Here is a 24,285-nt window from a genome sequence, read left to right as displayed (position 1 = left end):
GCTCCGTCAGATGGGTATTAGTCCTTCCTTATTCACCGTCTCCCAGAAAAATCGGCAATCTTGGCTGATGATCGGTTTCTTGGCGGTTATCTATGGTCCGGTGATCTTTCACTGGTACGATGGTTGGCTGAATAAATCGATCAGCATCGAACACGAATACTTTAGCCACGGCTTGATCGGTCTTCCCTACGCCGCCTATATTGTCTGGCAGAATCGCAAAAAATGGCAACGCCTCGAAGATCGCTCCCACCCCCTCGGAGCGTTTTTGTTAACCCTAGGAGCGATTTTGTATCTCCTCGGTTCCTCCCTTTGGGTTAGTATGTCTTTTCCGATTATTTTAGCGGGAATCTGTCTCTGGTTAAAAGGAAGGGAAGGTTTTAAATTACAGGGATTTCCTCTACTTTTAACGGCTTTAGCGACTCCTAATCCTATACCATACCTGATCGCTCCTTATACTCTACCCCTACAGGTTTTTATTGCTGCTTGCTCTGGTTTTATTCTCCAGCAAGCGGGCCTAGATGTCTCCGTTGACGGTGTCTATATAGCGGTAGAAGGTAGGATGGTGGAAGTCGCTCCCTACTGTGCGGGGCTGAAAATGTTATTCACCAGTCTTTACGTCACGCTGCTGCTGCTCCATTGGACTGATACCATCAAAAACGGCCGTAAAACCTGCTTTATGCTCCTCAGTGCCTTTGGAATTAGTGTCGGAGCTAACATCATTCGTAACGCGCTTTTAGCTTGGTTTCACGGCACAGGACAGGAGGAAAACTTTACATTATTCCACGATGGCTGGGGGGGCGATTTATACTCCGTCTTGATGTTGTTACTGATCTTTTTGGTCTTCCAAATCATGCAGTATCGCGAGGTAGTCAGGAAACAGTCCCTGGCTCAAGAGGAAGTTAACCAGGATGATTAGTCGAAAAATTCCGGACGAGGTAAGTTTAGTGTTAGATAAAATCAAAAAAAAGCTACCGGGTAATTATTTACTGCTGTTGTGCTTGCTGCTGATTTTGATTTTAGGGGGTATCTTACCCAATTTAATTTCTGGCCAGTGGTCTTGGCTGGATCAACCGAGAATCGGTAATATTCAGAAAATGCTGGCCCTACAAGAATCGGGAATCAATTTCTCTGACCTGAAAACCACCGACCGGAGCCAAGCTGAAATCGCTGAGGGAAAATGGTCGGTACAAGTGGTGGAAAGTCCTGATGGCAAGAGGATCACCGTGCTTTTAAAGCCACAGGTTTACTATAAAAGTCAACCGGGAGTAGAATGGTCAGATATAAGTTCTATTAGTCGTTGGAATCAGGGGGAAACAACCGAGCTATCAATTCCCACCCAGTCAGGAGGAAAGGCCACGGCTCGATTCTATCGGGCTTGGACACAAAGCACTTTTGCCGTGGTGCAATGGTATGCTTGGCTAGGTGGTGGTCATTACGATCCCTCGGTGTGGTATTGGCTTGACCAATGGGCGCAATTAAAAAGACAAAGAGTACCCTGGATAGCCGTTTCCTTGCTGATTCCCTTAGAACCGATGAAAGAACTGCAAACTCTCACTCCCTTTGCTCTCAATCTCGCCACGGAAGTGCAGAGTTACTTAGAACAAAATGTCTTAAGTCAATTAACTTCTCTGCCTGAGACCAAAAAAGAAAAGTAGTTTTTCTGCTCCCAACTATCTGTTTAAAAAAAACTAGCTCAAGGCACTTTTCTAGTCCTTAATAGCTTCTTTGTTCCTCTCCCACTAGATAACTCTCAGAAAATAAATTGATATATCTGTTTGACATCCTCACCGCCGTAAACGGACGGTGATTCCCAAACCTCACGATTTAGGTTTCTGCTTCTTTCCCTTGCGGGGTTCCGCACCTGCCTTAACAGATTTACTCTGTTCTGGTCTTATGGTCGCTCTACAGACTGACACCGCAAGCCCTGCGGCCAAAATATTTTTACTGGCGTTAATATCTCGGTCATGGTGTGTCCCACAGTCTGGACAGTCCCACTCTCGAACATTTAACGGCATTTTCTCAGCAATATGCCCACAATTACTACACCTTTTAGAACTAGGAAACCATCTATCTATTTCGATGTAATTTCTCCCATACCAACGGCATTTATAGGCTAATTGTCGAGTGATTTCACCCCAGCTAACGTCAGATATTGCCTGAGATAATTTCGGGTTTTTGACCATATTCTTGACGGCTAAATTCTCAACCACAATCGTTTGGTTTTCACGAACTAATTGAGTGGTTAGCTTGTGTAAATGGTCTTTTCTGCTATCGGTGATTTGAGCGTGAATCCTTGCTACTTTGATTCTCGCTTTTTCCCGATTTTTTGAGTCTTTCTGTTTTCTAGAAAGATTTTTAGATGCTCTTCGCAGTCTCCGATAATACTTTTTAAAATGCTTAGGATTAGATACTTTGTCACCATCGCTGGTAATCACGAGGCTACTAATTCCTAAGTCAATTCCGATGGCTTTATCTGTTACTGGTAAAGGCTTAATCGTTGGGTCATCAAATCTAATTGAAATATGCCAACGTCCAGAAGGATGTAATCTGACTGTTACTGTGCTTGGTTCACATCCGTCTGGTATTTGTCTTGACCATCGAATAGGTAAAGGTTCTGTGCATTTAGCTAAATAGATTTGTCTGTCTTTAAATTTAAAAGCAGACTTGGTAAATTCGGCACTTCCTCCTTGATGTTTTTTCTTAAAGTTAGGATACTTAGTACGACCAGCAAAGAAGTTAGTAAAAGCTGTTTGTAAATGTCTTAACCCTTGTTGTAAAGGTACACAGCTAACTTCGTTTAAAAACTCTAATTCTTCTTGTTTTTTCCAATCGGTTAGCATTGAAGAAGTTTCAGCATATCCTACTCTTTCTTGTCTTTCATACCATGCTTGTGTTCGTTCGTGGAGAGCTTTATTGTAAACTAATCTTACACAGCCCAATGTGCGCCGCAATAGCGACTCTTGTGTTGGTGTGGGGTAAAATCGAAACGAATAGGCTTTTTCCATGCCTCACATTCTAGAATATATCGTCTAAATGCGCTAGTATTTAACGGTAAAGCCGCCGTAAAACGGCGGGGTTTCAGACCCAAATTTTCGATGATTCCACCAATGCTCAACAAGTTTTTGCCAGTTGGTTTATTCAGAACCGGGGCCATAGCCTTATCAGGGTTTAGTCTGACAGGGTTCTTATGGGTAATTCCCTCCGAGAGCCTCAAGGCCCAGGGTCCTTTGTCCATTCCCCAGACTCAACCCGGATCTGGGTTAGAATTTTTGCCCCCCGAACCGCCTAATCCCACCTTTCCTGAAAACACGATTCCCCCCGCTGGCTACAGTCCACCGGTTTACTCTCCCAATAATCCCCAATCCCGACAAATTCAGACCTATCGACTCGATATAGGCGATCAAATTACTGTCTCGGTTCCTGATTTTCCCGAATTTAATTCCGCAAGTCCGGTGGATCCCGATGGGAATTTTCTAGTGCCGATTTTAGGCCGCATTCCGGTACTCGGCTTGACTTTAGACGAAGTGCAAACTAAAATCCGCCTCGAATTGGGGCGAAAATACTTGCGGGAGGAACCAGAAGTCATTGCTGTTCTAACCACTGCCCGTCCCGTCCAGTTGACCATTCTGGGAGAGGTCCAGCGACCGGGGTTTTATAGTATTGCTCCTAATACTTCCCTAGTACAGGTAATTTTGGCAGCGGGTGGTGGCACTCCCAGAGCCGATCTGCGTTCGATCCTTGTCCGTCGGGTTTTAGTCGATGGTACAGTGTTAGAGGAGAAACTTGACCTTTATACTCCCTTGATTAAGGGGGAACGCTTGCCAGATCTGCGTCTGCAAGGAGGTGATGCCGTGGTTGTTTCCAAGTTAGAAGTGGGCCAAGAAACGGGATATAATCGCACATTGGTGGCTAGAACCACCCTCGCCCAGCAGAATATCACCGTCAGGGTTTTAGCTCCCTCAATTCCTTCGGGAATTTCCCTGAGAAATGTTTCGATTCCTAATGGCAGTACCTTCCTCGATGTGGTGGCTAGTTTACCGGTTTCTGATCGCCTGCGGATTAATGTCAATGAAGTGTCCCTGCTACGTTTTGACAGTGCCAAAGGGGGAATTGTTAGTCAAACTTTGAGTCCGATAGCGGCAGTTAGGGGAGATATCTCCCAAAATATTCCCTTAGAAGATCAAGACGTAATTATCGTCACCCGCACCCTATTAGGGGAAATTTTCGCCGCTTTTAATATCATTACCCAACCCATTCGGGATATTTCCAGTTTTACCAATACAATTCTCGACTTTGGCAATCAATTCAATAACTTCAATAATTGAGGTGCAACTTGCTCCCTTCACTCCTTAACACAACTTCATAAGCTAGGATTTCAAGGACGAGAATAACTCTTGACCGCTAAAATGTAAAAAATCTGGGAATATATTAAAAAGCTATGGCTCTACCAATTGTTAAACGATTTCTCATCTCGCTAGATCAGAACAAATTTGTGGGAATATTCGTTTTCCTCGTCTGTTTAGGTGGTTCTGCGATCTTTGCTCTCCTCCCCGATCCAGAGAAACCCCCCACCTTTTATCGGGCGGTGGGACAACTAGCCTATCGGGTACCGCCGCCGGCTTTTACCAGTACGGGAACCCAACTGCAAGAACAAGGACGGGCTATCGATCGCGATTTACTGTTATCTCCCCGGGTATTGATCAATACAGCCAAAAAATTGCAATTTAATCAAGAACAGCTCGTTAAAATTCGCGATCAAGATTTAAAAATCACCTTCCCGGGTGAAGCGGAGGGAAAAAATAATAGCGATCAACCCCAAGAGATACTTTTAGAGTTAACGGCCGACTCCCAGGCCAAGGCGGAGTTAATTCTCGAAACCTTGATGAAGGAAATGGTGGAATACAGCCGCTGGATTAATACTTCCCAGTTACGCGCCCGCATAGAAGCTCTCGGTGTCCGGCTTAACGAAGTCCAAAAAGATTTAACCAGAGCCGAAGAAAAATTTTATCGCTACATTAGTAGCCAGGGTTCAGATTTACTGGCCATTCAAGATGGGAGTTTATTCGCCGCTATCACCAGTAGTCAACAGCAACAGCGAGAAATTCGTCTAGGACTGCAAGGCATTCAAGGACAAATTGATAGTCTGAGTAAACAACTCGATTTAACTCCCGATCAGGCCTACACCTCCTCAGCCCTTAGTGCCGACCCGATTATTGCCAGTATCCGAGCGCAGATCTTGGACACAGAGGCCCAATTGGAGCGACTAGAGAAGGATTTACGTCCCGAACATCCCGCCGTAGTTAAATTACGCAAGCAACAGGAAGTTAACGAATCTCTCTTACAAAAAAGAGCCGCCGAGGTGATCGGAAAAGATGGTGTCCTGACCTCTCTTCCCAGCAATCGCATCCGTCAGCAAAGTAATCTCGATGCCGCCCGTCAACAACTAGCGGGTCAATTAGTCGCCCTGCAAACTCAGCGCGAGGGTTTGATGAAACAATTAGAATCCTTAGTGACTCAGGAACAGCAATTACGCTCCCAATACGAGAAATTCCCCGATAAACAGCTACAGCAAGCTCGTTTAACCCAAGCCGTCGCCTTTCAAAGGGGTATCTACGAGAATATTCTCAATGCGCTGGTGGATGCTCAGGCCGCAGAAGCGGAAACCGTGGGTAGTCTCACCGTCGCCCAACCGCCGGTCGCTGAACCGATCGAACAGGTGTTTAACCGCAAGAATCGTCTCTTGATTCTCTTGGCGGGTGCTGGTTTGGGAACTTTAGCCGGATTGGGTGTGATCCTGCTGTTAGCAGTGATCGATGATCGCCTGCACAGTCCCCAAGAATTGCGGGAAGCTTTGGTTAGTCAGGATATACTACTCTTGGGACAATTGCCCATTGTCCGGAATTTAGAGGGCGAGGAAATCGATCCGATTCTCGCCGATGCTAATGCCAATTATCTCCCCTACTACGAACGTTTACGCAGTACCCTGCGACTTGTTGGCGGCAGCGAAAAGGTGAAAGTGGTTGTTGTCACCAGTATTACTGGCGGAGAGGGGAAAACCGCCACTGCCTATAATCTGGCCATCGCCGCGGCTTTAGCGGGCCGACGGACTCTGTTAGTCGAAGGAGATCTGAGAAGTCCTTCTAAGTCCGAAGAAATCGGAGTCACTCCCGATCCCAATTCTTTCCGAGAACCCCTACTTTACTACGGGGCAAAAAGTAAATCGATCCGGCTGGCCCCAAATATAGAAAACCTTTCCATTTTGCCTAGTCCCGGTCCGCAAAAACAAGCGGCAGCTATCATTGAATCGAGCGAATTACAATTGATTCTCAAAGATTCTAGCGGCCGTTTCGATCTGGTGATTGTCGATACTCCTTCTCTGTCTAGCTGTAATGATGCGCTGCTCTTAGAAGAACTAGCGGACGGGATTATTCTGGTAACGCGCCCGCCCATAACTCGTTCTAGTCTCTTGAGTGAAGCAACTGACCAGTTAACAGAAGCGGAAGTGAAAATTTTAGGGGCGGTGATTAACTACGTCGATATTACACCGACTCTCAACACCGCCGAACCAGGACTGCCGCCTTTGATAGTTCCCCCAACACGAGGACAAACAGAGACAGAGGAAGTGAAGGTGGAGGTATAAATCGGGTTACATTTAACAAAATCTTCGGGCTCGATCGAATTGTGGTTCTTGCCAAGAAAAAGCAAAATGACTGATACTATCTATGGTGGGAAAAGCTAGGCGAATCGCTGCCATTTGCACTTCTAAGGAGGGACGATTGTTATAGGGTTGTCCCCATAAACCGGCTAAAGCTGGGATAACAGGAGTTTGATTTCCCCTGCTTTCTACTACTCTTTTGATCTGATTAACTACACAGGTAGTATCGTTACAATTAGCGTAGGACATGGGATGCCATTCTAGGGAAGCGGGAAAACTATCCCAAGCTTGTAAACGGGAATCAAAACCTTGATTACCCACAAGACGATTCCCATCGGGAAAAAACACTGCTCCGGCGGGAATTCCCTGACGTTCCACCAGGGCAGAAAAATAACTAATATAATCAATGACACCCTGGGCAGCATGGGCAACCGCTAGGAACCAAAGTTCTAATTTGAGGCGATCAAAACGACTTTTAACTGATTGTTTCATCTCCTCTTCTAAAGGTATTCTTCCTTGCCAGAGAGGGGCAGTTTCTTGGGGATAAAGGCGATCGGCTTCGACGATATCATCAGGGGAAATTTTGCCACGAGTCAGATAGCGATCGATGAGAAATTTGCCCTTATTATTCAATCCTCGATTAATTAAAGCTTGTCGGGATGCCGGACTAAAAATCCATAAATCTTTGACATCATCAGCAACGGAATCGACTCCCGTTCCTCTGGGATAGCGAATATAATCAAATAAAACTCCATCGGGACGACGTTGTAAAATGGCTTCTAGGAGAATTAAATAATCCTGTCGCGCTTGATTGCTGTAGGGATCGACAAAAGTTTGGGATTGATCATCGACAAAAGAGGTGCTATCTTGTCCTTTACCATTGCGTGCTAATACCTCCTGTCGATAGGGTTTTAAGCTATAAGCATAGCCAAAATTGAGGCTAAATAACCAAGCATAAACCTTTAAACCGCGTTTATGTCCCTGTTCGATTGCCTGTGCTAATAAATCGACATTTCCAGCACTGGGATTTTTAATGACGCTATCCCAAACGGTGGGATTATTGTTAGGAGGTAATAAGACTTGACCATCGGCAAAAACTTCCACATAAACTGTATTATAACCTTTGGCCACGATGCGATCGAGGATACTTTCCATCGATCCAGGACGGCTATCACAGGAGTAGAGACGTAACCAGATCGCCTGTTCCTGTAACCAGTGTCGGGAACGGCAAAAGCGCAATTGTTCAGCATATTTCTGTACTAAGATGTTATATTCTTGGGGCGAGGTTTGACGGAGATTTTCTTGTTGTTGGATTTCTGATTCGGACAGTTGACAATTATCATTGACAGCGAGACTAGAGTTAATCCCTAGAGGACTAATCCAGAGAATTGTAGCAAGGAAACAAGATAGCGATCGCAGATAATTAACTTTCTTTAACATAGTTGTTCACAGCGTTTGCTATTTTTTATTGTTTTTATTTTCAGATAAATAGCCATTTTTCAGGAGAAAAGCGCTCAGAGCAGTGGGAAAGTCTGGATATTTTCCGATCACTGTATTTTCGCCATGGATATCGAGACCCCAATCGGAGTGTTTATCATAATTAGTGAGAAGAAATTGCCAAGCTTCTTCGTATTCTCCTAGTATAATTTTCTGTGCCACATAACCAGCCAAAATGCCATTAACTTCGCCTTTTTCTTTTTTAGCTAACTGAAAAGCTTTCAGCATTGCTGCTAAAGTTTTTCTTAATTCTTGGGGATATTTTCTAGTGACATCTGCTAATTTACCCTGTTGAAAAGTATAAATTTTGGAGGGAGGAAAAGAGGCAGCGTAGGAACTAAAAGCATATAAAAAAGAATTATCAACGGTAATAAATTCATAATTATTATCTCCATCTAAATCTTCAAAAGAACCACCACTACCATCTAAAAATCCCGTTTCTTCTCTAATAAATCTATCTTTTTGCCAAGTATAAATTACCAAAGATGTGCAGCAGTGAGCGCCGCCGCTATAGGTGGAGACGATAATCTCATCGATGCCATTATTATCTAAATCTCTTAATTCCACATAGCCAGATCCAAAGGCACTATACCCGCTATTTTGCTGATAAAGTTGCTCGTTATAAAAGATTTGATAAGAAACATTATTAAGATCAGAATTGTCATCAATTTTCTCGTTTAGGTCGATGGGTTGATAGCTAACTTGTACCTTAATTTTCCCCGATTTAATCACTTGATTTCTTAGGGGTTGACTGGTATCAAAATCGAGTTTAGTCACGGCTAAACTCGCGGCTGCATTGCCCAAAAATTGAGATAATAAGCAGCAAATAAAGCAAGTTTTGCTAATATCCATCGGCTAATTCCCAGAGAGAGATTAATATCAGTGTAAGTAGCTGGTTATAATTAAATTAAAAACGGATTTTAGGTTCGATCCCCCCTTAGTCCCCCCTTAATAAGGGGGGCATCTGAAAGTTTTTAATACCCACCTACTTATCTTACTTATTTTTACCGACAATCAGCCGTTAACTTTTCGAGAAAAACTATCTATTTCAACGTTTTAACGCTCAAAACTTGGGGGGGGGTGGCATCGGGGGGATAGAGAAAATCGAGATTAACGTCGCGTCGGGCGCCGGGGGGAAGTTCTATCTGTACTAAAGCTTCTCCCTGTTGTCCTTCCCGTTGAACGAGATGGAAAAAACGTTCCTCGGTGCGTCCCAGTTCGTTACGATAGGTAACGCGCACTGCACCCCGGAAAAATACCGGTCCCTGGACGGGTTCAACAAATAGCAAGCGATCGAGATAATTATCTTCTTTAATTGGGGTTTGAATAGTCAAAGCCACCACCTGGGTTTTGCTAGTGTTGTTATATAGAGGTAAAGTCAGATAGTAGTGAACACCGTAGTTACCGTGAGCTTTAAAAGCCGTATCGGGATAACGCACTAACATGGGGGCGCTTTGAATTTGTCTGGTTCCGAAAGTAGCTGCTGTCACCGTACTTAAAGGATAGGCAAAAGCTTGACCGGGTTGAGGAATGGTGAGATTAATTCCCCCTTTGGGATCGACAATGCGGGTTGCCCATTCCGAACCGACAGAAATTCCGGCCACGCGACCATAAAAATTTCTTCTTCCAGGAGACCACTGATCAGGGGGAGTGGGGGGAAAATCACGAGGAGCCGCTAAATCACCTCTAACTAATAGGGTACGCCATTCCTCTAGGATAGGGGGACGAAAGGTTTCTATTTCCCGATCTTCGATTTTGACTTTTTGGGGAACTTCGTAGAGGGCTAAATTAGCCATATAGATAGGGCCATCGCTGTAGAGACGCAGCAGAGTCGAGCGAGCGCTGCTTCTGGGGATAACCAGATCCAAGAGCATCCGACTTTGGCCTGGGGGAATGACGATCTGGGTGGGAAATTGGGTATCATGGCGACGACGCATGATATCGCTGGCTAAACGGGAACCGGGACCAGAAAAAACCCGGCCGTTGGGATCTTCCACCAGAGAGGGTAAATCGACAAAAGGGGCATCGGCGGAGGTGACGTAACTGACTCCTTGCAGGATGCGGATAACGAGGTTTTTGGAGGTGGGATTAGTAACGATCAGTCCCTGGTGTAAGTCGCGATCGGGATCGGTTTGACGGGCGATGTGGTGGGTGAAAACGTCAAAACGTCCTTGTAGGGGATGATTGAGATGGGCTATGGGAAAACGTTTTCCTTTACCGGGGAAAGTGGAGAGGAGAATTCCCTCTTTTTCTACCACTTCGGGACTATTGCTATTAAAAACTAGAACGTCATTTAGTTGACCGGGCAACTGACGCACTTCCTGATATTGGGTGATTAATTTCCTCTCTATCTGGGGCAGAACCGAGGCGGACTGAGCTAAAAGAATAGTGGGTAAGAAAGAAAGCATAGAGATTCCATATTTATAGGATCTAATTCAGGGTGAGTCGATGGAGAGCTGAAGTTATACGACAATATAAGCGAGTGTGTCCGGGCGATCGATAAAGAATCTTAATATATTTTTAAGGTCTGATCAAGTCCTGTCAGGGGTGATGTGAACTAGGGACGGTTTTCTGGGTGAGCAAGGGAGAATACCCCTTGCTATTGCCGATTTTAAGGGTTAAGTTGACAATGACCCGTAACTGCTCACCCTAGCTTTAAATTTCGCCGCGAATTTCTTCGACGATGCCATCTCTAAGGACGAGTTCCACATTCATTTTGGCCACTAAGTTATCGCCTTTTTCGACGCGGAAAAAGCTTTCTAGTTGTGCTTGGGCGACTTCTTGATTGAGTTCCAAGAGTTGTATCTGTTGCAGTTGTTGCAGATACTGGTTTTTTTGTTCGAGAAACTCACTTTTCTGTTGATTGACTTGGATTTGAATATTGTCAATCTGTTGGGCAGCCGTGGGGGGTAAGGGGATCAGACTCTGACGCTGAATTTCTGCGATCGCTCTTTGGCCTTGGGTTTCTAATTGTTGAATTTGTGCGTCAATTTGAGCCATTTGTGCTTGTAATTGCTGTTGTGCTTCTTCTTTCCAGCGCGGAGTCACGATGACTTTAATTGTCACCGGGCGCTTCAGTAATAAACTGGTTTGTGCGTCATCCATGATTTGCCTATCCTAAAAAGGTTTTTTTGTCAAGGGTTTAGGGAATATTTGCCAGAAATATTTACTTGGCAAACATCTCGTTAATCATATCGCGATAGCGTTGCGTTACTACCGGTCGTTTAATCTTTAAAGTTTGGGTCATCATGCCGTTTTCTAGGGAAAAAGGCTCTAAAATTAACTCAAAGGTTTTAATCTGGTCATCGGTACGATAACCGGGCCGATTTCTCACCTCGCGCTTTAATTCTTGTTGGTAGAGATCTAAGACTTTTTTGCTGTAGAGATCGCTAGAAAGAATCGTGGAGCGATCGCTGTGAGGATCGGGTAAATTTAAGGATAGTTTCTGTTCTTGGACCCAATTAGCCAGTATATCAAGATTAGGCACGATCAAAGCCCCCAAAGCTTTTTGATCCTGTCCCACTAGCATGATTTGGGAGATAAAGGGACTGCGTAAACAAGCATCTTCAATCGGTTGCGGTTCGATATTTTCACCATTGCTCAAAACAATTGTATCTTTGGCCCGTCCGGTTAAGACTAAATCCCCGGCAGCGGTTAACCAACCAATATCACCGCTATCAAACCAACCATCGGGAGAAATCGCTTTTTCGGTTGCTTCCGGTTTTTTATAGTATCCCTGCATCACCTGCGGACCACGAATCAAGACTAAACCGTGTTTTTCTGTCGGTAAGACTTCTTTGCTGTGTAAATCGACAATACAGATTTCTGTCTGAAAGACGGGACGACCGGCAGACCCGCGCAGGTTATGATCGATACGACGGACGGTAGCGACGGGAGAAGTTTCTGTCAGTCCATAACCAACTAAAATCGGGATTCCCGCAATCTCATAGAAAGTATCTAGATGTCTGGCTAAGGAACCACCGCCACTTACCAAGATTTTAACTTTATTTCCCACTGCTTGGCGAATTTTGCCATAAACTAGCTTATCACCGATGGCATGGAGGGGATAGAGTAAGAGGGATTGAATTCTTGCTTTTAGTCTTTCGATCCCGGAAGCGTGAAGGTGATCAAGACTGAGATTATCAGCGATGCGTTTAGCAATAACGTACTTTTCTGACTTTTCTAGAAAAAATTGCACCAATTTCTGTTTTTTAGCCGGTTGTTGACTAAATTGTTTTTGGATACCTTCGTAAAGAGATTCCCAAAGACGGGGAACTCCCACCATTAATTGCGGACTAAATTGCTTTAAATCCTGCTTAAAAGTGCGAATACTGGTATAAATCTGGGTACAACCTTGAGCTAGACTGAAATACTCACAACTGCGCTCGTAGGAGTGCCATGAAGGTAGTATACTTAAAACTCGATCGCCAGGATCCGGTTGAAAGATAGCGTTTAAGTTGCGTACCTGATGCAGCAGATTACCGTGACTTAACATCACCCCTTTTGGTTGTCCCGTCGTTCCCGATGTGTAGATGAGGGTAGCCAGATCATTTTCGCTCTTGGTGATGGGTTTAAGGGTGTTCTCAGCCCCGATCGCCATTAGTTGCTTGAAATTTAAGGTCTGCACGGAAATCGCCCCAGTAGCGGGGTCTTCGTCGGTGAGCAGCACGATTAATTTTAGGGGCAATTCAGGGATTTTCGCCAGCAATTTCCCTAAAGTTTGCTTATTTTCGACAATCAGCGTCTGACTGTCACTATCAGCGAGAATATAGGCTAATTCCTCTGCATCTGCTTGAGCAGATCGTACCGCGTTGGCGGCCCCGGCTGCCATGGAACCTTGGTCGGCAATAAACCACCGGGGACTATTATCGGCAAATAAAGCGACATTTTCGGTTTCTGTGACTCCTAATGCTTGCAAAGCGGCGGCAAATTGCTGAATTTGTTGATAAAGTTCCCGATAGGTGAGAATTACTTCCGGTTTACTGTGGGGATCGTGCAGAGCGATAATATTGGGGAAACGTTGGGCAACTATTGACCAAACTTCGGGTAAAGATTGAATATTTGAATAGTCAATTAGGGTTGTCATAGCAGTAGTTATAGAGGGTTACAAGAGTAATAACATATAGATTAACCATTCGAGGCTCTTTTTGCCGGTTCCCCTAGACAGTATTTCAACAGGTATCTAATCCTGCAAAGTTAATTTCCTAGTTGAGACTCGGAGAGAGGAGACTTTTCAGTTATCGGTGAACGGTGAACAGTAATCAGGGAATGTTACTGTTACTTAATACTGCTTACTGATTACGGAAAAGGCTAACGGCTTAGATGTATAATTAATTTTGCTTAGGTACTTAATATAGTTGTAATTAGCAGAAAAAACGATGATTGCTCTATCTAAATATAATAATCTCACTCCAGAAGAATATCTTCAGTTTGAAGAAAAAAGTCCCATTAAACACGAATATATCGATGGACAAATTTACGCCATGGCAGGGACGACGGATACTCATAATATTGTTGCGGGGAATATATACACAATTGTTCGTAATCATTTGCGGGGTTCCGATTGTCGGGTTTATTTTGCCGATGTGAAAGTCAGATTAGAGAAACGCAATCACTTTTATTATCCTGATATTCTTGTCACCTGCGATGACAGAGATAGGGAAACTGCTACCTACAAAAGTTTTCCTAAATTGATTATCGAAGTTCTCTCCGATTCTACAGAAGCTTTTGACAGGGGGGATAAATTTAATGATTATCAAACTCTAGAAAGTTTAGAGGAATATGTCTTAGTGAATAATAAACACCAACGAGTGGAAACTTTTCGACGGGGTGAACAGGGTTTATGGATTCTGCAAACCTATCAGCAAGAAAGTTTTAGTTTACAGAGTATTAATCTGACGGCATCTTTTCGGGATTTATACGAGGATATCACCCTAGAAACGGTTAATGATACTCCCGAAAGTCCTTAAGAAAATCTCCTTCAACGATTAAACCCATGATTGCTCTATCTAACTATAATAATCTCACTCCAGAAGAATATCTTCAGTTTGAAGAAAAAAGTCCCATTAAACATGAATATATCGATGGGCAAATTTACGCCATGGCAGGAACGACGGATACTCATAATATTATCGGACTCAATTTAACTTTTATCATTCGTAATCATTTGCGGGGTTCCGATTGTCGGGTTTATTTTGCCGATGTGAAAGTCAGATTAGAGAAACGCAATCACTTTTATTATCCCGATATTCTTGTCACCTGCGATGACAGAGATAGGGAAACTGCTACCTACAAAAGTTTTCCTAAATTGATTATCGAAGTTCTCTCCGATTCTACAGAAGCTTTTGACAGGGGGGATAAATTTAATGATTATCAAACTCTAGAAAGTTTAGAGGAATATGTCTTAGTGAATAGTAAACACCAACGAGTGGAAACTTTTCGACGGGGTGAACAGGGTTTATGGATTCTGCAAACCTATCAGCAAGAAAGTTTTAGTTTACAGAGTATTAATCTGACGGCATCTTTTCGGGATTTATACGAGGATATCACCCTAGAAACCTGACAGGGGGACAAGAAAGCTGAAATCCATATATCGTAAACTTTTCATGATTTTAGCTCGAAAAAGTTCGCCGCACCATCTCTCCACTTATTAATAATGATTCCTAGTAAGCTCGCTCCTATCCCTAATTCTTTCGTTAGCTTTTTGCCTAGAATCGCTCGATCTATTTCTAGCGAGAGAAGCCAGAAGCCTTTGTTGGCAAATTTTCTAGCTCGCTTGTCCCCCTGTCAGAAAATCAACACCACTGACGGATCATCAGCAATCATCAAGTTAATCGCTTGCATCAACTCTGCTGATTTTGGATGTTTACAGCGATCTAAATCGTCAATAAATACATATACTCGATCATTCCCAATATAGGCATCGACAATTTTAGCAAAATCTTCATGAAATTCTTCCTATCATCTAAACCCGATAGGTTTTGTCAGGTAGGGGATAGAAGATTTAACTATGTCTATAGAATTATTGGAGTTTAGTTTTACTAGGAATCAGAATTAATGACCAGTAGGTGACAGCCTCTGGATCGATTTCGGTAATCGGAATAATTTGCTGATTGGGTAAGGTTGCTCGTTCGATGTAGAGGGCGCGTTCTAATAATCCTAATTCCTCGAGAATATCACGAACTTTAGCGAAATGTCTGCCTAATTTAATAATCGCTGCTGCATCGATAAATGCTAGGCGATCCCGCAATATTTCCGCCTCTAAAGTAGCGGGCATGATACTAAATACGTCATTTCGATAAGTGATAGGTACACCCAGCATTGCTGCACTTGCCATCACTGAAGAAATACCCGGCACGACTTCAATGGAAAAGCGATCGCACAAGCGATTAAAGATATACATAAATGTGCCATACAACATCGGATCGCCCACACATAGCACCGCCACATCTCGGCCTAAGTTTAACTGTTCGGCGATATTTTCGGCGGCAATATCATAATGAGGTTGAGAACTGCGCTCGACACTAAAAGGTAAAGGCATGGGAATTTCTATCTGCTCGGGACGGATAAAATCCGAAACAATTGCCCGTGCCAAAACTTTGCCACTTTCTAAGGTAGGATAGGCAATTACCGGAACAGTTGTGAGAATCCGGTGTGCTTTTAGCGTCAACAATTCGGGGTCACCAGGACCGATTCCTAATCCATAAAGTTTGCCTAATTTATTCATAATTCGTTCTCTTTTGCTAAAGCATTGACTGCTGCTGCTGCGATTGCGCTGCCGCCTCTACGTCCGTGCAGGGTAATAAATGGCACACCACGACTATTAGTTGCTAATTCTATTTTCGACTCTGCCGCTCCTACAAATCCCACGGGAAAGCCTAAAATCAAAGCCGGTTTAGCTACATTTTGATCGAGCAATTCTAGTAGGCGAAAAAGTGCGGTTGGTGCATTACCAATGGCTACCACCGCTCCAGCTAAATGAGGTTGCCAAAGTTCTAAAGCGGCAGCGGAGCGGGTATTATTAATTTGCCGTGCTAACTCGGTCACTTCTGGATAATTGAGGGTACAAATAATCGGATTATTTTTAGGTAAACGGGCTTTGGTAATGCCATTAGCGACCATTTGAGAATCACAGAGAATTGCTGCCCCCCCAGCGAGGGCATTTCGTCCGATTTTAACCGCGTCCGGTGATGCTTCTAAATCTTCTGTTATGTCTGTCATCCCGCAGGAATGAATTAGACGAACCGCCACAGGAGCTAAATCATCGGGGAGATTTTCCCAGTTAGTTTCAGCCCGAATAATAGCAAAAGATTTGCGGTAAATTTCCTCACCATTCTTAATGTATTCCATTCTGTTCATCTAAATTTTTCGATTTTTGGGAGCTTAAAATTTGGGCTATGAGCGGGGGAATCTTGGTAAATTCTCCCTCAAATATGGGTGTTTCTAAGAACTTTTGACTATCACCCACATAGACTTGATAAGCTTCTAGTATTTGGCCATTTTCCTCGATGGTAGTTCCTAAAAGGGTAATTTGGGCAGGACCTGGTTGAGCGCAGGATTTAGCACAACCTGTCAAGTGAATATTAACAGGAGAATTGCAGGTTAAGTGTTTCTGCAAATAATCTGCCAGGAGAGAACCATGAATTTGAGTTGCAGTGGCCGCTGCCGCACAACCTGGTTTACCGCTACAGGCAACTATCCCCGCATCCCATCCAAGAGAAGCGGATAATCCTAGTGATGCCAGTTTTGGCAACAATTCTGACACTTTTTCATCGGGAATATCGGGTAATATAACAGTCTGCCAAGGGGTTAATCGTAACTGACCACTGCCAAAAGTTTCTGATAGTGCCGCTAATCCCCATAGTTGATTAGCCGTCAATTGTCCTAATCTTAATGATAGGCCAATATAAGATAATCCGGGTTGCTTTTGAGGATGAATTCCCAGATGAAAATAGGGTTGAGTAGAATGGGCAGTTTGCTGGCATTCTTGCCAGTCTATTATTCCAGTATAATTCCGATGTAATTGGGAGTTAACTTGTTCGAGATATTTTGTCAATCCCCAATCTTTGATTAGGTGTTTCATCCGAGGTTTTTTCCCCTTGATCTTAGGGGTTTGTTGAACATAATCGAGATAAACCTTTACTAGAGTTTTGACCACAGCTAAACAGTTTTCTGGCTCAATTAATAAGTCCGTGTCATATAATTGTTTATCTCCTCCAAGTGCTAATCGAAAGCAAACAATAGAAGTTAAATTTGTCGGATTATTGAGGGCAATTGCTGATAGATGAATCTCGTTATAGCGGTGTTGCCAGGCCATAGTTGAACTGGTGCCAATTCCCACTGCACCGCCGCCATCGATCCCGATACTAAATTTAGGACTTAGTTGGGCAATTGATGGATAATTTTGGATAAAATTATCTAATTCTTGGACTAATGGACGAGTATCGATCAATTCTTGGCAGTCAATTCCAGCCGTGGGACTAGACATGATATTACGCAGATGATCGATACTGGGATTATGGGCAGCTAACCCTAATTTTTGCAGGGTTTGAAATTCTTCTAAACTGGGGGATTTTTGCAGTCCGCGAATTTGCAGATTTGCCCGATTGGTAACTTGTATTGTACTCTGCCATTGTTCGAGCCAAGTGGCGATCGCTTTTCCCTGTGGAGAATTGAGCCATCCACCGGGGGTGCGGAGACGAATTAAAAACCCATCTTGGGCAGCAGTGCCATAAAATAAACCGGGACAAGCATTTGCTTTAACTAACCAATTCACCGTTGTTTGTTCTCCATGCGACGCAGAGAAGTAGTTAGAAAATTAGTTGTCTATACTACCAATCAAAAGCTTGTAATTGGTATTCTGACTCGCAAGGAAAAAGGGAAGATGTACTCTTTTTACTTTTTACTTGATTACAGCTGCGGCACAGTACCAGAATTGCACTGGACTTTCCCAAAGACAAGTTTAAGGATCATACCACGTTTTTGGTTGAAAATCAGTATCGTTAAGAATCGCTACATTTTCCCCCCTTTGTGCTAAGACAAATAAACCTTGACGATAAGCATATTTATCCGCTCCCTCTTCGATTTCAATGCCTGCTACTGCCCCATATAATTGTTTGTGGTTATATTCGGGAAAAAATTGCCTAAATTCTGTTAGATTATTGATTAATTCTTTGACATCATCTACACTTAAACTACTTTTAACTTCCACTACTAGCACATGATTTTCATTAGTTACTAACACATCAATTTCTAGGGTTTTACCATCGAGACGTTTTCTGACTCTTTGACTAACTTGATGTACGGGAATCTGACGATTTAAAAATAAAGTCTCACAAGCGGGGGCTACCATATTTTCGACAAAACGTCCCCATTTACCTCCAAGATTACCAATTTCTTGACTGAGTCTAGTAATTTGGCGATCGGTTTTTAAAGATTGTTCTTTGAGAATCCGCTCCGTTTCTAAAGATTGTTCTTTGAGAACACGCTCGGTTTCTTGAAAGCGTCGCTCGGTTTCTTGAAAGCATCTTTCTGTCTCTTTTTGAGCTTCTACTAATTCGGCTAATAATCTCCAAACATCATCGGCGGTGGTGGTCATAATTTTTCCTCTAAATTAACTTGACAATAACCTGATTATATCTTGTTTTTAAAGCCCCTACCACGTTTTCGGTTGAAACTCAGTATCGTTAAGAATTGCTACATTTTCACCCCTTTGTGCCAAGACAAATAAACCTTGACGATAGGCATATTTATCCGCTCCCTCTTCGATTTCAATGCCTGCTACTGCCCCATATAATTGTTTGTGGTTATATTCGGGAAAAAATTGCCTAAATTCTGTTAGATTCTTGATTAATTCTTTGACATCATCTACACTTAAACTACTTTTGACTTCCACTACCAGTACATGATTCTCATTAGTTACTAACACATCAATTTCTAGGGTTTTACCGTCGAGACGTTTTCTGACTCTTTGACTAACTTCGCCAATTCAAAAATGAAACGCATCAACCTCAAGAGTTGACAAAGAAAGGCTCATCAGGTACTGTCTGATCATTAACAAAAACAAATCAGACCCAAAATGAGCCACCAACATCTTAACATAGAACAAAGAAACTTGCTCTACCAACTTAGTCAGGAGGGAAATTTATCTCAACGGCAAATGGCCGTCTGGCTCGGATGTCATCAAAGCACAATATCACGGGAATTAAAAAGGAATCAAAGTTCTCTTGGCTGCTATCTACCTGACACAGCACAAGCTGAAAGCGAGACAAGGCGAAAAAATGCCAAACAACCCTTTAAAAATGTCAGCGAGTCAGCCTTAGAGTTGGTCAAAGAAGGATTGAAAGATTATCATAGTCCCGAACAAATAGCAGGTCGTCTGAAAAGAGCCAGTCAAGAATCTCTCAGTCACGAAACCATCTATCAAATGATCTATCAGAACTATCACGGATGTGGAGAGTACCAGAAATATTTACGCCGGGGGCTTTGTCAAAGAAAGAGTCGAGGCGGAGCAAAAAGTAAGCGTGGAGGGATTCCAGGGCGTGTAGATATCAGCGAGCGACCAGTAATTGCTGACCAGAAAACTGAAATCGGTCATTGGGAAAGTGACACAATGATTGGAGGCAATCATCTAGGAGTTCTCGTTACTCATGTAGATAAAGCCTCGAAATTTTTAGTAGCAGGATTAGCCAAAAACAAAACCGCATCGGAAATCAATAGAGTCACAGAAAAACTTTTTCAAGAGATTCACCCTGACAAAAGAAAAACCTTTACTTGTGACAAGGTTAAAGAATTTTGTGGACATCAAGAGTTGAGTCAGAAACTAGGAGCAGATTTTTATTTTGCTACTCCTTATCATTCGTGGGAGAGGGGATTAAACGAGCATACCAATGGACTGTTAAGACAATTTTTCCCTAAGGGAACGAATTTTAAAATCGTTAAGCCAGAGGAGGTGGAAAGAGCCGTAAACTTGATTAACAATCGTCCTCGAAAATGTCTTGACTATCGTACCCCGAATGAGGTATTCTATAAAGGTAGATCAGACAGTGATGCAATTCAGACTTGAATTGGCCCTTGATGTACGGGAATCTGACGATTTAAAAATAAAGTCTCACAAGCGGGGGCTACCATATTTTCGACAAAACGTCCCCATTTACCGCCAAGATTACCAATTTCTTGACTGACTCTGGTAATTTGGCGATCGGTTTTTAAAGATTGTTCTTTGAGAATCCGCTCGGTTTCTTGAAAGCGTCGCTCGGTTTCTTGAAAGCATCTTTCTGTCTCTTTTTGAGCTTCTACTAATTCGGCTAATAATCTCCAAACATCATCGGCGGTGGTGGTCATAATTTTTCCTCTGAATTAACTTGACACTAACCCGATTATATCTTGTTTGAAGGATGGAGCCTGATGGCAGATAATGAAATAGTAGCGATTTTTTTTAATATGGCGGATCGCAATTGTCAGTCGAAATGGCTATCGATCATAGGAATTGGTGAAGATGGCTTAGAAGGGTTAAGTTCAGTGGGGCGAAGTCTGCTTTCTTTAGCATCAGTTATTGTCGGTGGTGAACGTCATCTGGCAATGTTACCCCCAGAGGATCAACGGCAAAAACTGCTCTGGACTTCTCCCATTCAAGACTCCATTAACGAGATTATCCGCCGTCGTGGTCAATCTGTCTGTGTTTTGGCCAGTGGTGATCCCATGTGCTACGGAATTGGTGTCACCCTCACCCGCCAGATTCCCCTGGAGGAAATGACGATTATTCCCTCTCCTTCTAGCTTTAGTCTTGCCTGTAGTCGTTTGGGTTGGTCCCTGAGTGAAGTGGAAACTTTGAGTTTGTGCGGTCGGCCCCCGGCTTGGTTGAATGGGGTGCTTTATCCCGGCGCTAAACTGCTGGTACTGAGCGCTGATGCTCAGACTCCCGCAATCGCTGCTCGGCTGCTCAGGGAGGGAGGTTTTGGCGAAAGTTCCATCACCGTTTTAGAACATCTAGGGGGAACCCGAGAACGCCACATTCAAGGCATTGCCAACGATTGGGAGTTTACAGATCTGGCAGATTTAAATGTCATCGCCATTAGCTGCATTTCCTCCCATCTCCCCACCCTGGCGCCGCGCCTTCCAGGACTGCCGGATTCTGCTTACCATCACGACGGACAGTTGACAAAAAGAGAAGTTCGTGCTATCACGCTGAGTAGATTGGTTCCCCTGCCTGGGCAATTGCTCTGGGATGTGGGGGCGGGTTGTGGTTCCATTGCCATTGAGTGGCTGCGTAGCGATCGCCGTTGCCAGGCTATTGCGATCGAACATCATCCCACCAGATTACAATACATTGCCGATAATGCCGCCGCCCTGGGAACGCCTCACCTGCAAATCGTCGCCGGAATCGCACCGAGCGCCCTGGAAGATTTACCGCAACCGGACGCTATTTTTATTGGTGGCGGTATCACCACACCCCACCTATTGGAAACCTGTTGGTTAGCCCTGCGCCCCGGGGGTCGTCTTGTTGCCAATACTGTTACAATTGAAAGCGAATTAGTTCTCTTGCAATGGCATAGTAAATTAGGAGGGGAACTGCTGCGAATTGGCATTGAAAAAGCCGAACCGGTCGGCAAGTTTTTAGGTTGGAAAGCCATGGCCCCCGTAACCCAGTGGACTGTTCTGAAACCGAGATTGTAAATCCTTGATTTTCTCCTTGATCCCTCTTGCAAAAGTTGTAGATAGAACTTTTTGGGTATTCTTTTTCTTTCTAATTAGTTAGGGCTTGCTGAATAAATCTAAAAACCTTGTTGGATAAGGCTTTTAGACTTTTTTTCCCTCAAAAAGTGCCGACCATTGGAGGGATCGGGGGTAAAATTCAGGTACTTTTTCCCTGAAAATTAGGTAACTGACTACCTCAAAATCGGTAAAACCCTACACCCCACACCCCACACCCCACACCCTGCCCCCACCAACAAACTTTTTCAGCAGACCCTAGTTAGGTGTTAAAAATTGTCAGATCCCCCTTAATAAGGAGGGATCAAAGCCCCCCTTAATAAGCTATCCATTAGTCAGATCTTTCTTAACAAAAAGAGAAGAAACTTAAAAAAAGGGGAAACGATTGATAGGTATAGTTTTGAAAGAAGGAATTAAGGTGGAGGTAAGCAAAAAAATGGAGAAATGGGCAGCCCAAGAATTACAGTATGCAGACCTAGGGGACACCAGAAGAAAGAAAAGGTTAATCAGTATCGTAGAAAACTTGGCCAGCCAACCTAGTACAAGTGTGCCACAAGCTTCGGGAAATCTAGCCGCAGCGAGTGCCACCTACGACTTTTGGAATTCCCCCTATTTTCACCCCTCAGATATAATTGCCGCCCAAGCCAAAAGTACAGTAGAAAGAATCAAAGAACATCCAATAGTTTTGGCAGTGCAAGACACAACAAGTTTAGACTTTACGACGCAAAAAGCCAAAAAAGGAATGGGTTATCTAGATTATAAAAAATCCTTTGGTCTCAAAGTTCATACCACCTTAGGAGTGTCACCGCAAGGAATAGCTTTAGGACTGATTAATCAATATGTCTGGGCAAGAGAAGAAAAGAATTTAGGGATTGCCAAGCAACGCAAAAAAAGAGAAACCGAAGAAAAAGAAAGTCAAAGATGGTTAGATTCTTTGTCAGAAACACAACAACAAATACCCGAAGAAATTCAAGTAGTAACAATCGGAGATTGTGAGGCAGACATATTTGATTTATTTGCCCAATCAAGAAGTCCTAACTCTCATTTATTAATCCGAGGAACTCATAACCGAAAAGTTAACTATCTCGAAGACAAGCAAAAGTCAGGGCATCCAGAGCCTAAATATTTACATCAATCCATCAGAGAAATAAAAGCCTGTGGTAGCCTAGATGTGCAAGTAAAACGCAATCCTAATCACGAGGCTAGACTAGCTAAACTAACAGTTAGATTTGCCAGTTTTGAAATACAAGTACCTAAGCATCACTCGAAAGCGAACCCTCGTCAACCGGTCAAATTACAGGTAATTTTAGCTGAAGAAGAAAATCCGCGTCCTGGAGTTAATCCTATCAGTTGGCTCCTCTTAACTAGCCTAGACATTAGTAAGTACCTAGGCAAAATTAATTACATACTCGCCTCCAAAATTGTCCAGCACTTTTTTAACGTAAGCGAGGAGGCTCTTTCGGTCTTTATAGGCGCTAAATTCAATCCATTCATATTTTAAAAATCTCCATAATATTTCAATTAAATTTAAATGAGGTGAATAAGTGGGCAACCAAAATATTTTCAAATTTTTCTTTTCCCATTCCTCAAGTTTCTCCATAAATGCCTCGCTGGTATGAATGGAAGCTTGGTCAATTATTATGACAGTTTTTTTCTGTATATTTTGGCAATATTTATCCAGAAAATTAATAACTATCTCGCTAGTAACCGTTCCGACCTGTGTCTCATAAAATAATTGATTATCTCGTTTCATTATTCCTAAAATATTTAGTCTTTTACCTTCAATTGGTGGTAACTTTATCGTGGTTTTTTCTTCTTGCCAAGCGTAAGGAATACAAGGCTTTGAATCCCATCCCATTTCATCCAAATATCCTATCTCAATCTCTCCTCTTTTTTCCTGTTTTTTTAGTTCTTCTAAAATAGGTAGTTTGACCTCAAGCTCCCACTCATCAGGGGTTTTGGCGACCCCTCTTCTCACCCTTTTCCACCTCATGTTGATTTTTTTTATGAGTCTTTTTATCGTGTCTTTGCTTACGGTTAATTTCCATTCTTCTACAATTTTTATCTGGATTTTTTTTAAGCTTTTCGGTTCTTCTTTTACCCAGTCAATAACTTGTTGACCTTGTGCTTCTGTCAATTTAGGTTTTCTCCCTCTTCCTCGACGATTATAGAAACCAATTAGTTTTCTATCTTCCCAGGCCGTCAACCAATTATAGATGGTCTTTCTCGTAACTCCAAATATTCCGCTCAATTCTTCTATCGTGGTTCCCTGAAAACTTAAGAGTATACATTTCGCTCGCTCTCTTACTTGATGATGTTTACTAGCTCGATAAATTCTCTCTAGCATTTTCTGGCTCTCGGGGTTTAGGTCTCTAATCAATCTCATTGTATTTTCCTGCTGCTTCGTTTTTTTATGTATTATA

At 43.1% G+C, this 24,285-nt stretch carries 19 protein-coding genes, 4 pseudogenes and 1 riboswitch; of the genes and pseudogenes, 9 read left to right on the top strand and 14 right to left on the bottom strand.

Going from position 1 to position 24,285, the window contains the following annotated elements; all coding sequences use genetic code 11:
- Positions 1-10: 10 nt before the first annotated feature.
- Both crtB and ACQY1Y_RS04040 read left to right on the top strand, forming a co-directional pair.
- Positions 11-916, top strand: a complete 906-nt coding sequence (gene crtB / locus ACQY1Y_RS04045; RefSeq protein ID WP_430014642.1) for a cyanoexosortase B — start codon at positions 11-13, stop codon at positions 914-916.
- Positions 909-1,655: a cyanoexosortase B system-associated protein gene (locus ACQY1Y_RS04040; RefSeq protein ID WP_002735329.1), complete on the top strand. Its 747-nt coding sequence runs from the start codon at positions 909-911 to the stop codon at positions 1,653-1,655. Before crtB ends, ACQY1Y_RS04040 begins: the two co-directional genes overlap by 8 nt.
- A gap of 162 nt (positions 1,656-1,817) precedes the next feature.
- Here ACQY1Y_RS04040 and ACQY1Y_RS04035 read toward each other — a convergent pair whose 3' ends face one another.
- Entirely contained in the window at positions 1,818-3,005 is a 1,188-nt protein-coding gene (locus ACQY1Y_RS04035) for an RNA-guided endonuclease InsQ/TnpB family protein (protein ID WP_430014026.1), read from the bottom strand.
- Positions 3,006-3,107: 102 nt separating this feature from the next.
- Here ACQY1Y_RS04035 and ACQY1Y_RS04030 point away from each other — a divergent pair, with 102 nt between their 5' ends.
- The gene (locus ACQY1Y_RS04030) at positions 3,108-4,325 is read left to right on the top strand and encodes a polysaccharide biosynthesis/export family protein (RefSeq protein ID WP_002773033.1); all 1,218 of its coding nucleotides are present in this window, start codon (positions 3,108-3,110) and stop codon (positions 4,323-4,325) included.
- Positions 4,326-4,438: 113 nt separating this feature from the next.
- On the top strand, positions 4,439-6,640 hold the full coding sequence (locus ACQY1Y_RS04025; protein ID WP_430014025.1) for a GumC family protein: 2,202 nt from the start codon (positions 4,439-4,441) through the stop codon (positions 6,638-6,640).
- A gap of 12 nt (positions 6,641-6,652) precedes the next feature.
- On the opposite strand, the gene ACQY1Y_RS04020 is transcribed toward ACQY1Y_RS04025, so the two are convergent.
- The 5 genes from ACQY1Y_RS04020 to ACQY1Y_RS04000 form a co-directional block, all read right to left on the bottom strand.
- On the bottom strand, positions 6,653-8,095 hold the full coding sequence (locus tag ACQY1Y_RS04020; RefSeq protein ID WP_430014024.1) for a family 10 glycosylhydrolase: 1,443 nt from the start codon (positions 8,093-8,095) through the stop codon (positions 6,653-6,655).
- A gap of 18 nt (positions 8,096-8,113) precedes the next feature.
- Positions 8,114-9,004 carry a hypothetical protein gene (locus ACQY1Y_RS04015; RefSeq protein ID WP_123230979.1) on the bottom strand — a complete coding sequence of 297 codons (891 nt, stop codon included), beginning with the start codon at positions 9,002-9,004 and terminating at the stop codon, positions 8,114-8,116.
- Between the two features lie 191 nt (positions 9,005-9,195).
- Positions 9,196-10,560, bottom strand: a complete 1,365-nt coding sequence (locus tag ACQY1Y_RS04010; protein WP_430014023.1) for a DUF3370 domain-containing protein — start codon at positions 10,558-10,560, stop codon at positions 9,196-9,198.
- Positions 10,561-10,807: 247 nt separating this feature from the next.
- The gene (locus tag ACQY1Y_RS04005) at positions 10,808-11,257 is read right to left on the bottom strand and encodes a YlqD family protein (RefSeq protein WP_430014022.1); all 450 of its coding nucleotides are present in this window, start codon (positions 11,255-11,257) and stop codon (positions 10,808-10,810) included.
- A gap of 61 nt (positions 11,258-11,318) precedes the next feature.
- On the bottom strand, positions 11,319-13,238 hold the full coding sequence (locus tag ACQY1Y_RS04000; protein ID WP_430014021.1) for a long-chain fatty acid--CoA ligase: 1,920 nt from the start codon (positions 13,236-13,238) through the stop codon (positions 11,319-11,321).
- Between the two features lie 292 nt (positions 13,239-13,530).
- On the opposite strand from ACQY1Y_RS04000, the gene ACQY1Y_RS03995 reads away from it, so the two are divergent.
- A complete protein-coding gene (locus tag ACQY1Y_RS03995) occupies positions 13,531-14,121 on the top strand; it encodes a Uma2 family endonuclease (protein ID WP_430014020.1) in 591 nt (196 codons plus the stop codon).
- Between the two features lie 26 nt (positions 14,122-14,147).
- A complete protein-coding gene (locus ACQY1Y_RS03990; protein ID WP_016515703.1) occupies positions 14,148-14,714 on the top strand; it encodes a Uma2 family endonuclease in 567 nt (188 codons plus the stop codon).
- A 230-nt stretch (positions 14,715-14,944) separates the two neighbouring features.
- Here the strand turns inward: ACQY1Y_RS03990 and ACQY1Y_RS03985 are convergent.
- From ACQY1Y_RS03985 to ACQY1Y_RS03960, 6 genes and pseudogenes are all read right to left on the bottom strand, one after another.
- Positions 14,945-15,109, bottom strand: a pseudogene (locus ACQY1Y_RS03985) (P-loop NTPase fold protein); the annotation flags it as partial.
- A 64-nt stretch (positions 15,110-15,173) separates the two neighbouring features.
- Positions 15,174-15,878: a precorrin-2 C(20)-methyltransferase gene (gene cobI, locus ACQY1Y_RS03980; protein ID WP_002755704.1), complete on the bottom strand. Its 705-nt coding sequence runs from the start codon at positions 15,876-15,878 to the stop codon at positions 15,174-15,176.
- Complete coding sequence (locus ACQY1Y_RS03975) at positions 15,875-16,501, bottom strand: precorrin-8X methylmutase (RefSeq protein ID WP_430014019.1); 627 nt, start codon at positions 16,499-16,501, stop codon at positions 15,875-15,877. Before ACQY1Y_RS03975 ends, cobI begins: the two co-directional genes overlap by 4 nt.
- Positions 16,488-17,927, bottom strand: a complete 1,440-nt coding sequence (cobG, locus tag ACQY1Y_RS03970; protein WP_430014018.1) for a precorrin-3B synthase — start codon at positions 17,925-17,927, stop codon at positions 16,488-16,490. The genes ACQY1Y_RS03975 and cobG overlap by 14 nt, the downstream gene beginning before the upstream one ends.
- A gap of 57 nt (positions 17,928-17,984) precedes the next feature.
- Positions 17,985-18,143, bottom strand: a riboswitch (cobalamin riboswitch).
- Entirely contained in the window at positions 18,114-18,749 is a 636-nt protein-coding gene (locus ACQY1Y_RS03965; protein WP_430014017.1) for a DUF3782 domain-containing protein, read from the bottom strand. Its footprint overlaps the riboswitch before it by 30 nt.
- A gap of 57 nt (positions 18,750-18,806) precedes the next feature.
- Positions 18,807-19,139: pseudogene (locus ACQY1Y_RS03960) on the bottom strand (DUF3782 domain-containing protein); the annotation flags it as partial.
- Positions 19,140-19,229: 90 nt separating this feature from the next.
- Between ACQY1Y_RS03960 and ACQY1Y_RS03955 the strand changes: the two are divergent.
- On the top strand, positions 19,230-20,216 hold the full coding sequence (locus ACQY1Y_RS03955) for an IS30-like element ISMae39 family transposase (RefSeq protein WP_430012831.1): 987 nt from the start codon (positions 19,230-19,232) through the stop codon (positions 20,214-20,216).
- Positions 20,217-20,224: 8 nt separating this feature from the next.
- Here ACQY1Y_RS03955 and ACQY1Y_RS03950 read toward each other — a convergent pair.
- Positions 20,225-20,494, bottom strand: a pseudogene (locus ACQY1Y_RS03950) (DUF3782 domain-containing protein); the annotation flags it as partial.
- Positions 20,495-20,557: 63 nt separating this feature from the next.
- On the opposite strand from ACQY1Y_RS03950, the gene cbiE reads away from it, so the two are divergent.
- Both cbiE and ACQY1Y_RS03940 read left to right on the top strand, forming a co-directional pair.
- Positions 20,558-21,826, top strand: a complete 1,269-nt coding sequence (gene cbiE / locus ACQY1Y_RS03945) for a precorrin-6y C5,15-methyltransferase (decarboxylating) subunit CbiE (protein WP_430014016.1) — start codon at positions 20,558-20,560, stop codon at positions 21,824-21,826.
- Between the two features lie 472 nt (positions 21,827-22,298).
- Positions 22,299-23,270 (top strand): annotated as a pseudogene (locus ACQY1Y_RS03940) (IS4 family transposase); the annotation flags it as partial.
- On the opposite strand, the gene ACQY1Y_RS03935 reads toward ACQY1Y_RS03940, so the two are convergent.
- The gene (locus ACQY1Y_RS03935) at positions 23,250-24,248 is read right to left on the bottom strand and encodes an IS630-like element ISMae24 family transposase (protein ID WP_052275630.1); all 999 of its coding nucleotides are present in this window, start codon (positions 24,246-24,248) and stop codon (positions 23,250-23,252) included. The pseudogene ACQY1Y_RS03940 and the gene ACQY1Y_RS03935 sit on opposite strands and share 21 nt — an antisense overlap.
- Between the last annotated feature and the right edge of the window lie 37 nt (positions 24,249-24,285).

The organism is Microcystis ichthyoblabe FBCC-A1114, from assembly GCF_050500245.1.
Taxonomy (GTDB): Bacteria; Cyanobacteriota; Cyanobacteriia; order Cyanobacteriales; family Microcystaceae; genus Microcystis; species Microcystis ichthyoblabe_A.
The sequence above is the reverse complement of the archived record's forward strand: the minus strand, read 5'-3'. Positions and strand labels throughout refer to the sequence as shown.

What these genes read in the sequence shown, in the direction of transcription:
- ACQY1Y_RS03965 (WP_430014017.1), bottom strand. Translation starts at nt 18,749, where the DNA reads ATGACCACCACCGCCGATGATGTTTGGAGATTATTAGCCGAATTAGTA.
- ACQY1Y_RS03990 (WP_016515703.1), top strand. Translation starts at nt 14,148, where the DNA reads ATGATTGCTCTATCTAACTATAATAATCTCACTCCAGAAGAATATCTT.
- ACQY1Y_RS04020 (WP_430014024.1), bottom strand. Translation starts at nt 8,095, where the DNA reads ATGTTAAAGAAAGTTAATTATCTGCGATCGCTATCTTGTTTCCTTGCT.
- ACQY1Y_RS03975 (WP_430014019.1), bottom strand. Translation starts at nt 16,501, where the DNA reads ATGGAATACATTAAGAATGGTGAGGAAATTTACCGCAAATCTTTTGCT.
- cobI (WP_002755704.1), bottom strand. Translation starts at nt 15,878, where the DNA reads ATGAATAAATTAGGCAAACTTTATGGATTAGGAATCGGTCCTGGTGAC.
- ACQY1Y_RS03995 (WP_430014020.1), top strand. Translation starts at nt 13,531, where the DNA reads ATGATTGCTCTATCTAAATATAATAATCTCACTCCAGAAGAATATCTT.
- ACQY1Y_RS03935 (WP_052275630.1), bottom strand. Translation starts at nt 24,248, where the DNA reads ATGAGATTGATTAGAGACCTAAACCCCGAGAGCCAGAAAATGCTAGAG.
- ACQY1Y_RS04010 (WP_430014023.1), bottom strand. Translation starts at nt 10,560, where the DNA reads ATGCTTTCTTTCTTACCCACTATTCTTTTAGCTCAGTCCGCCTCGGTT.
- cbiE (WP_430014016.1), top strand. Translation starts at nt 20,558, where the DNA reads ATGGCAGATAATGAAATAGTAGCGATTTTTTTTAATATGGCGGATCGC.
- ACQY1Y_RS04025 (WP_430014025.1), top strand. Translation starts at nt 4,439, where the DNA reads ATGGCTCTACCAATTGTTAAACGATTTCTCATCTCGCTAGATCAGAAC.
- crtB (WP_430014642.1), top strand. Translation starts at nt 11, where the DNA reads ATGGGTATTAGTCCTTCCTTATTCACCGTCTCCCAGAAAAATCGGCAA.
- ACQY1Y_RS04005 (WP_430014022.1), bottom strand. Translation starts at nt 11,257, where the DNA reads ATGGATGACGCACAAACCAGTTTATTACTGAAGCGCCCGGTGACAATT.
- ACQY1Y_RS04015 (WP_123230979.1), bottom strand. Translation starts at nt 9,004, where the DNA reads ATGGATATTAGCAAAACTTGCTTTATTTGCTGCTTATTATCTCAATTT.
- ACQY1Y_RS04040 (WP_002735329.1), top strand. Translation starts at nt 909, where the DNA reads ATGATTAGTCGAAAAATTCCGGACGAGGTAAGTTTAGTGTTAGATAAA.
- ACQY1Y_RS04035 (WP_430014026.1), bottom strand. Translation starts at nt 3,005, where the DNA reads ATGGAAAAAGCCTATTCGTTTCGATTTTACCCCACACCAACACAAGAG.
- ACQY1Y_RS04000 (WP_430014021.1), bottom strand. Translation starts at nt 13,238, where the DNA reads ATGACAACCCTAATTGACTATTCAAATATTCAATCTTTACCCGAAGTT.
- ACQY1Y_RS03955 (WP_430012831.1), top strand. Translation starts at nt 19,230, where the DNA reads ATGAGCCACCAACATCTTAACATAGAACAAAGAAACTTGCTCTACCAA.
- ACQY1Y_RS04030 (WP_002773033.1), top strand. Translation starts at nt 3,108, where the DNA reads ATGCTCAACAAGTTTTTGCCAGTTGGTTTATTCAGAACCGGGGCCATA.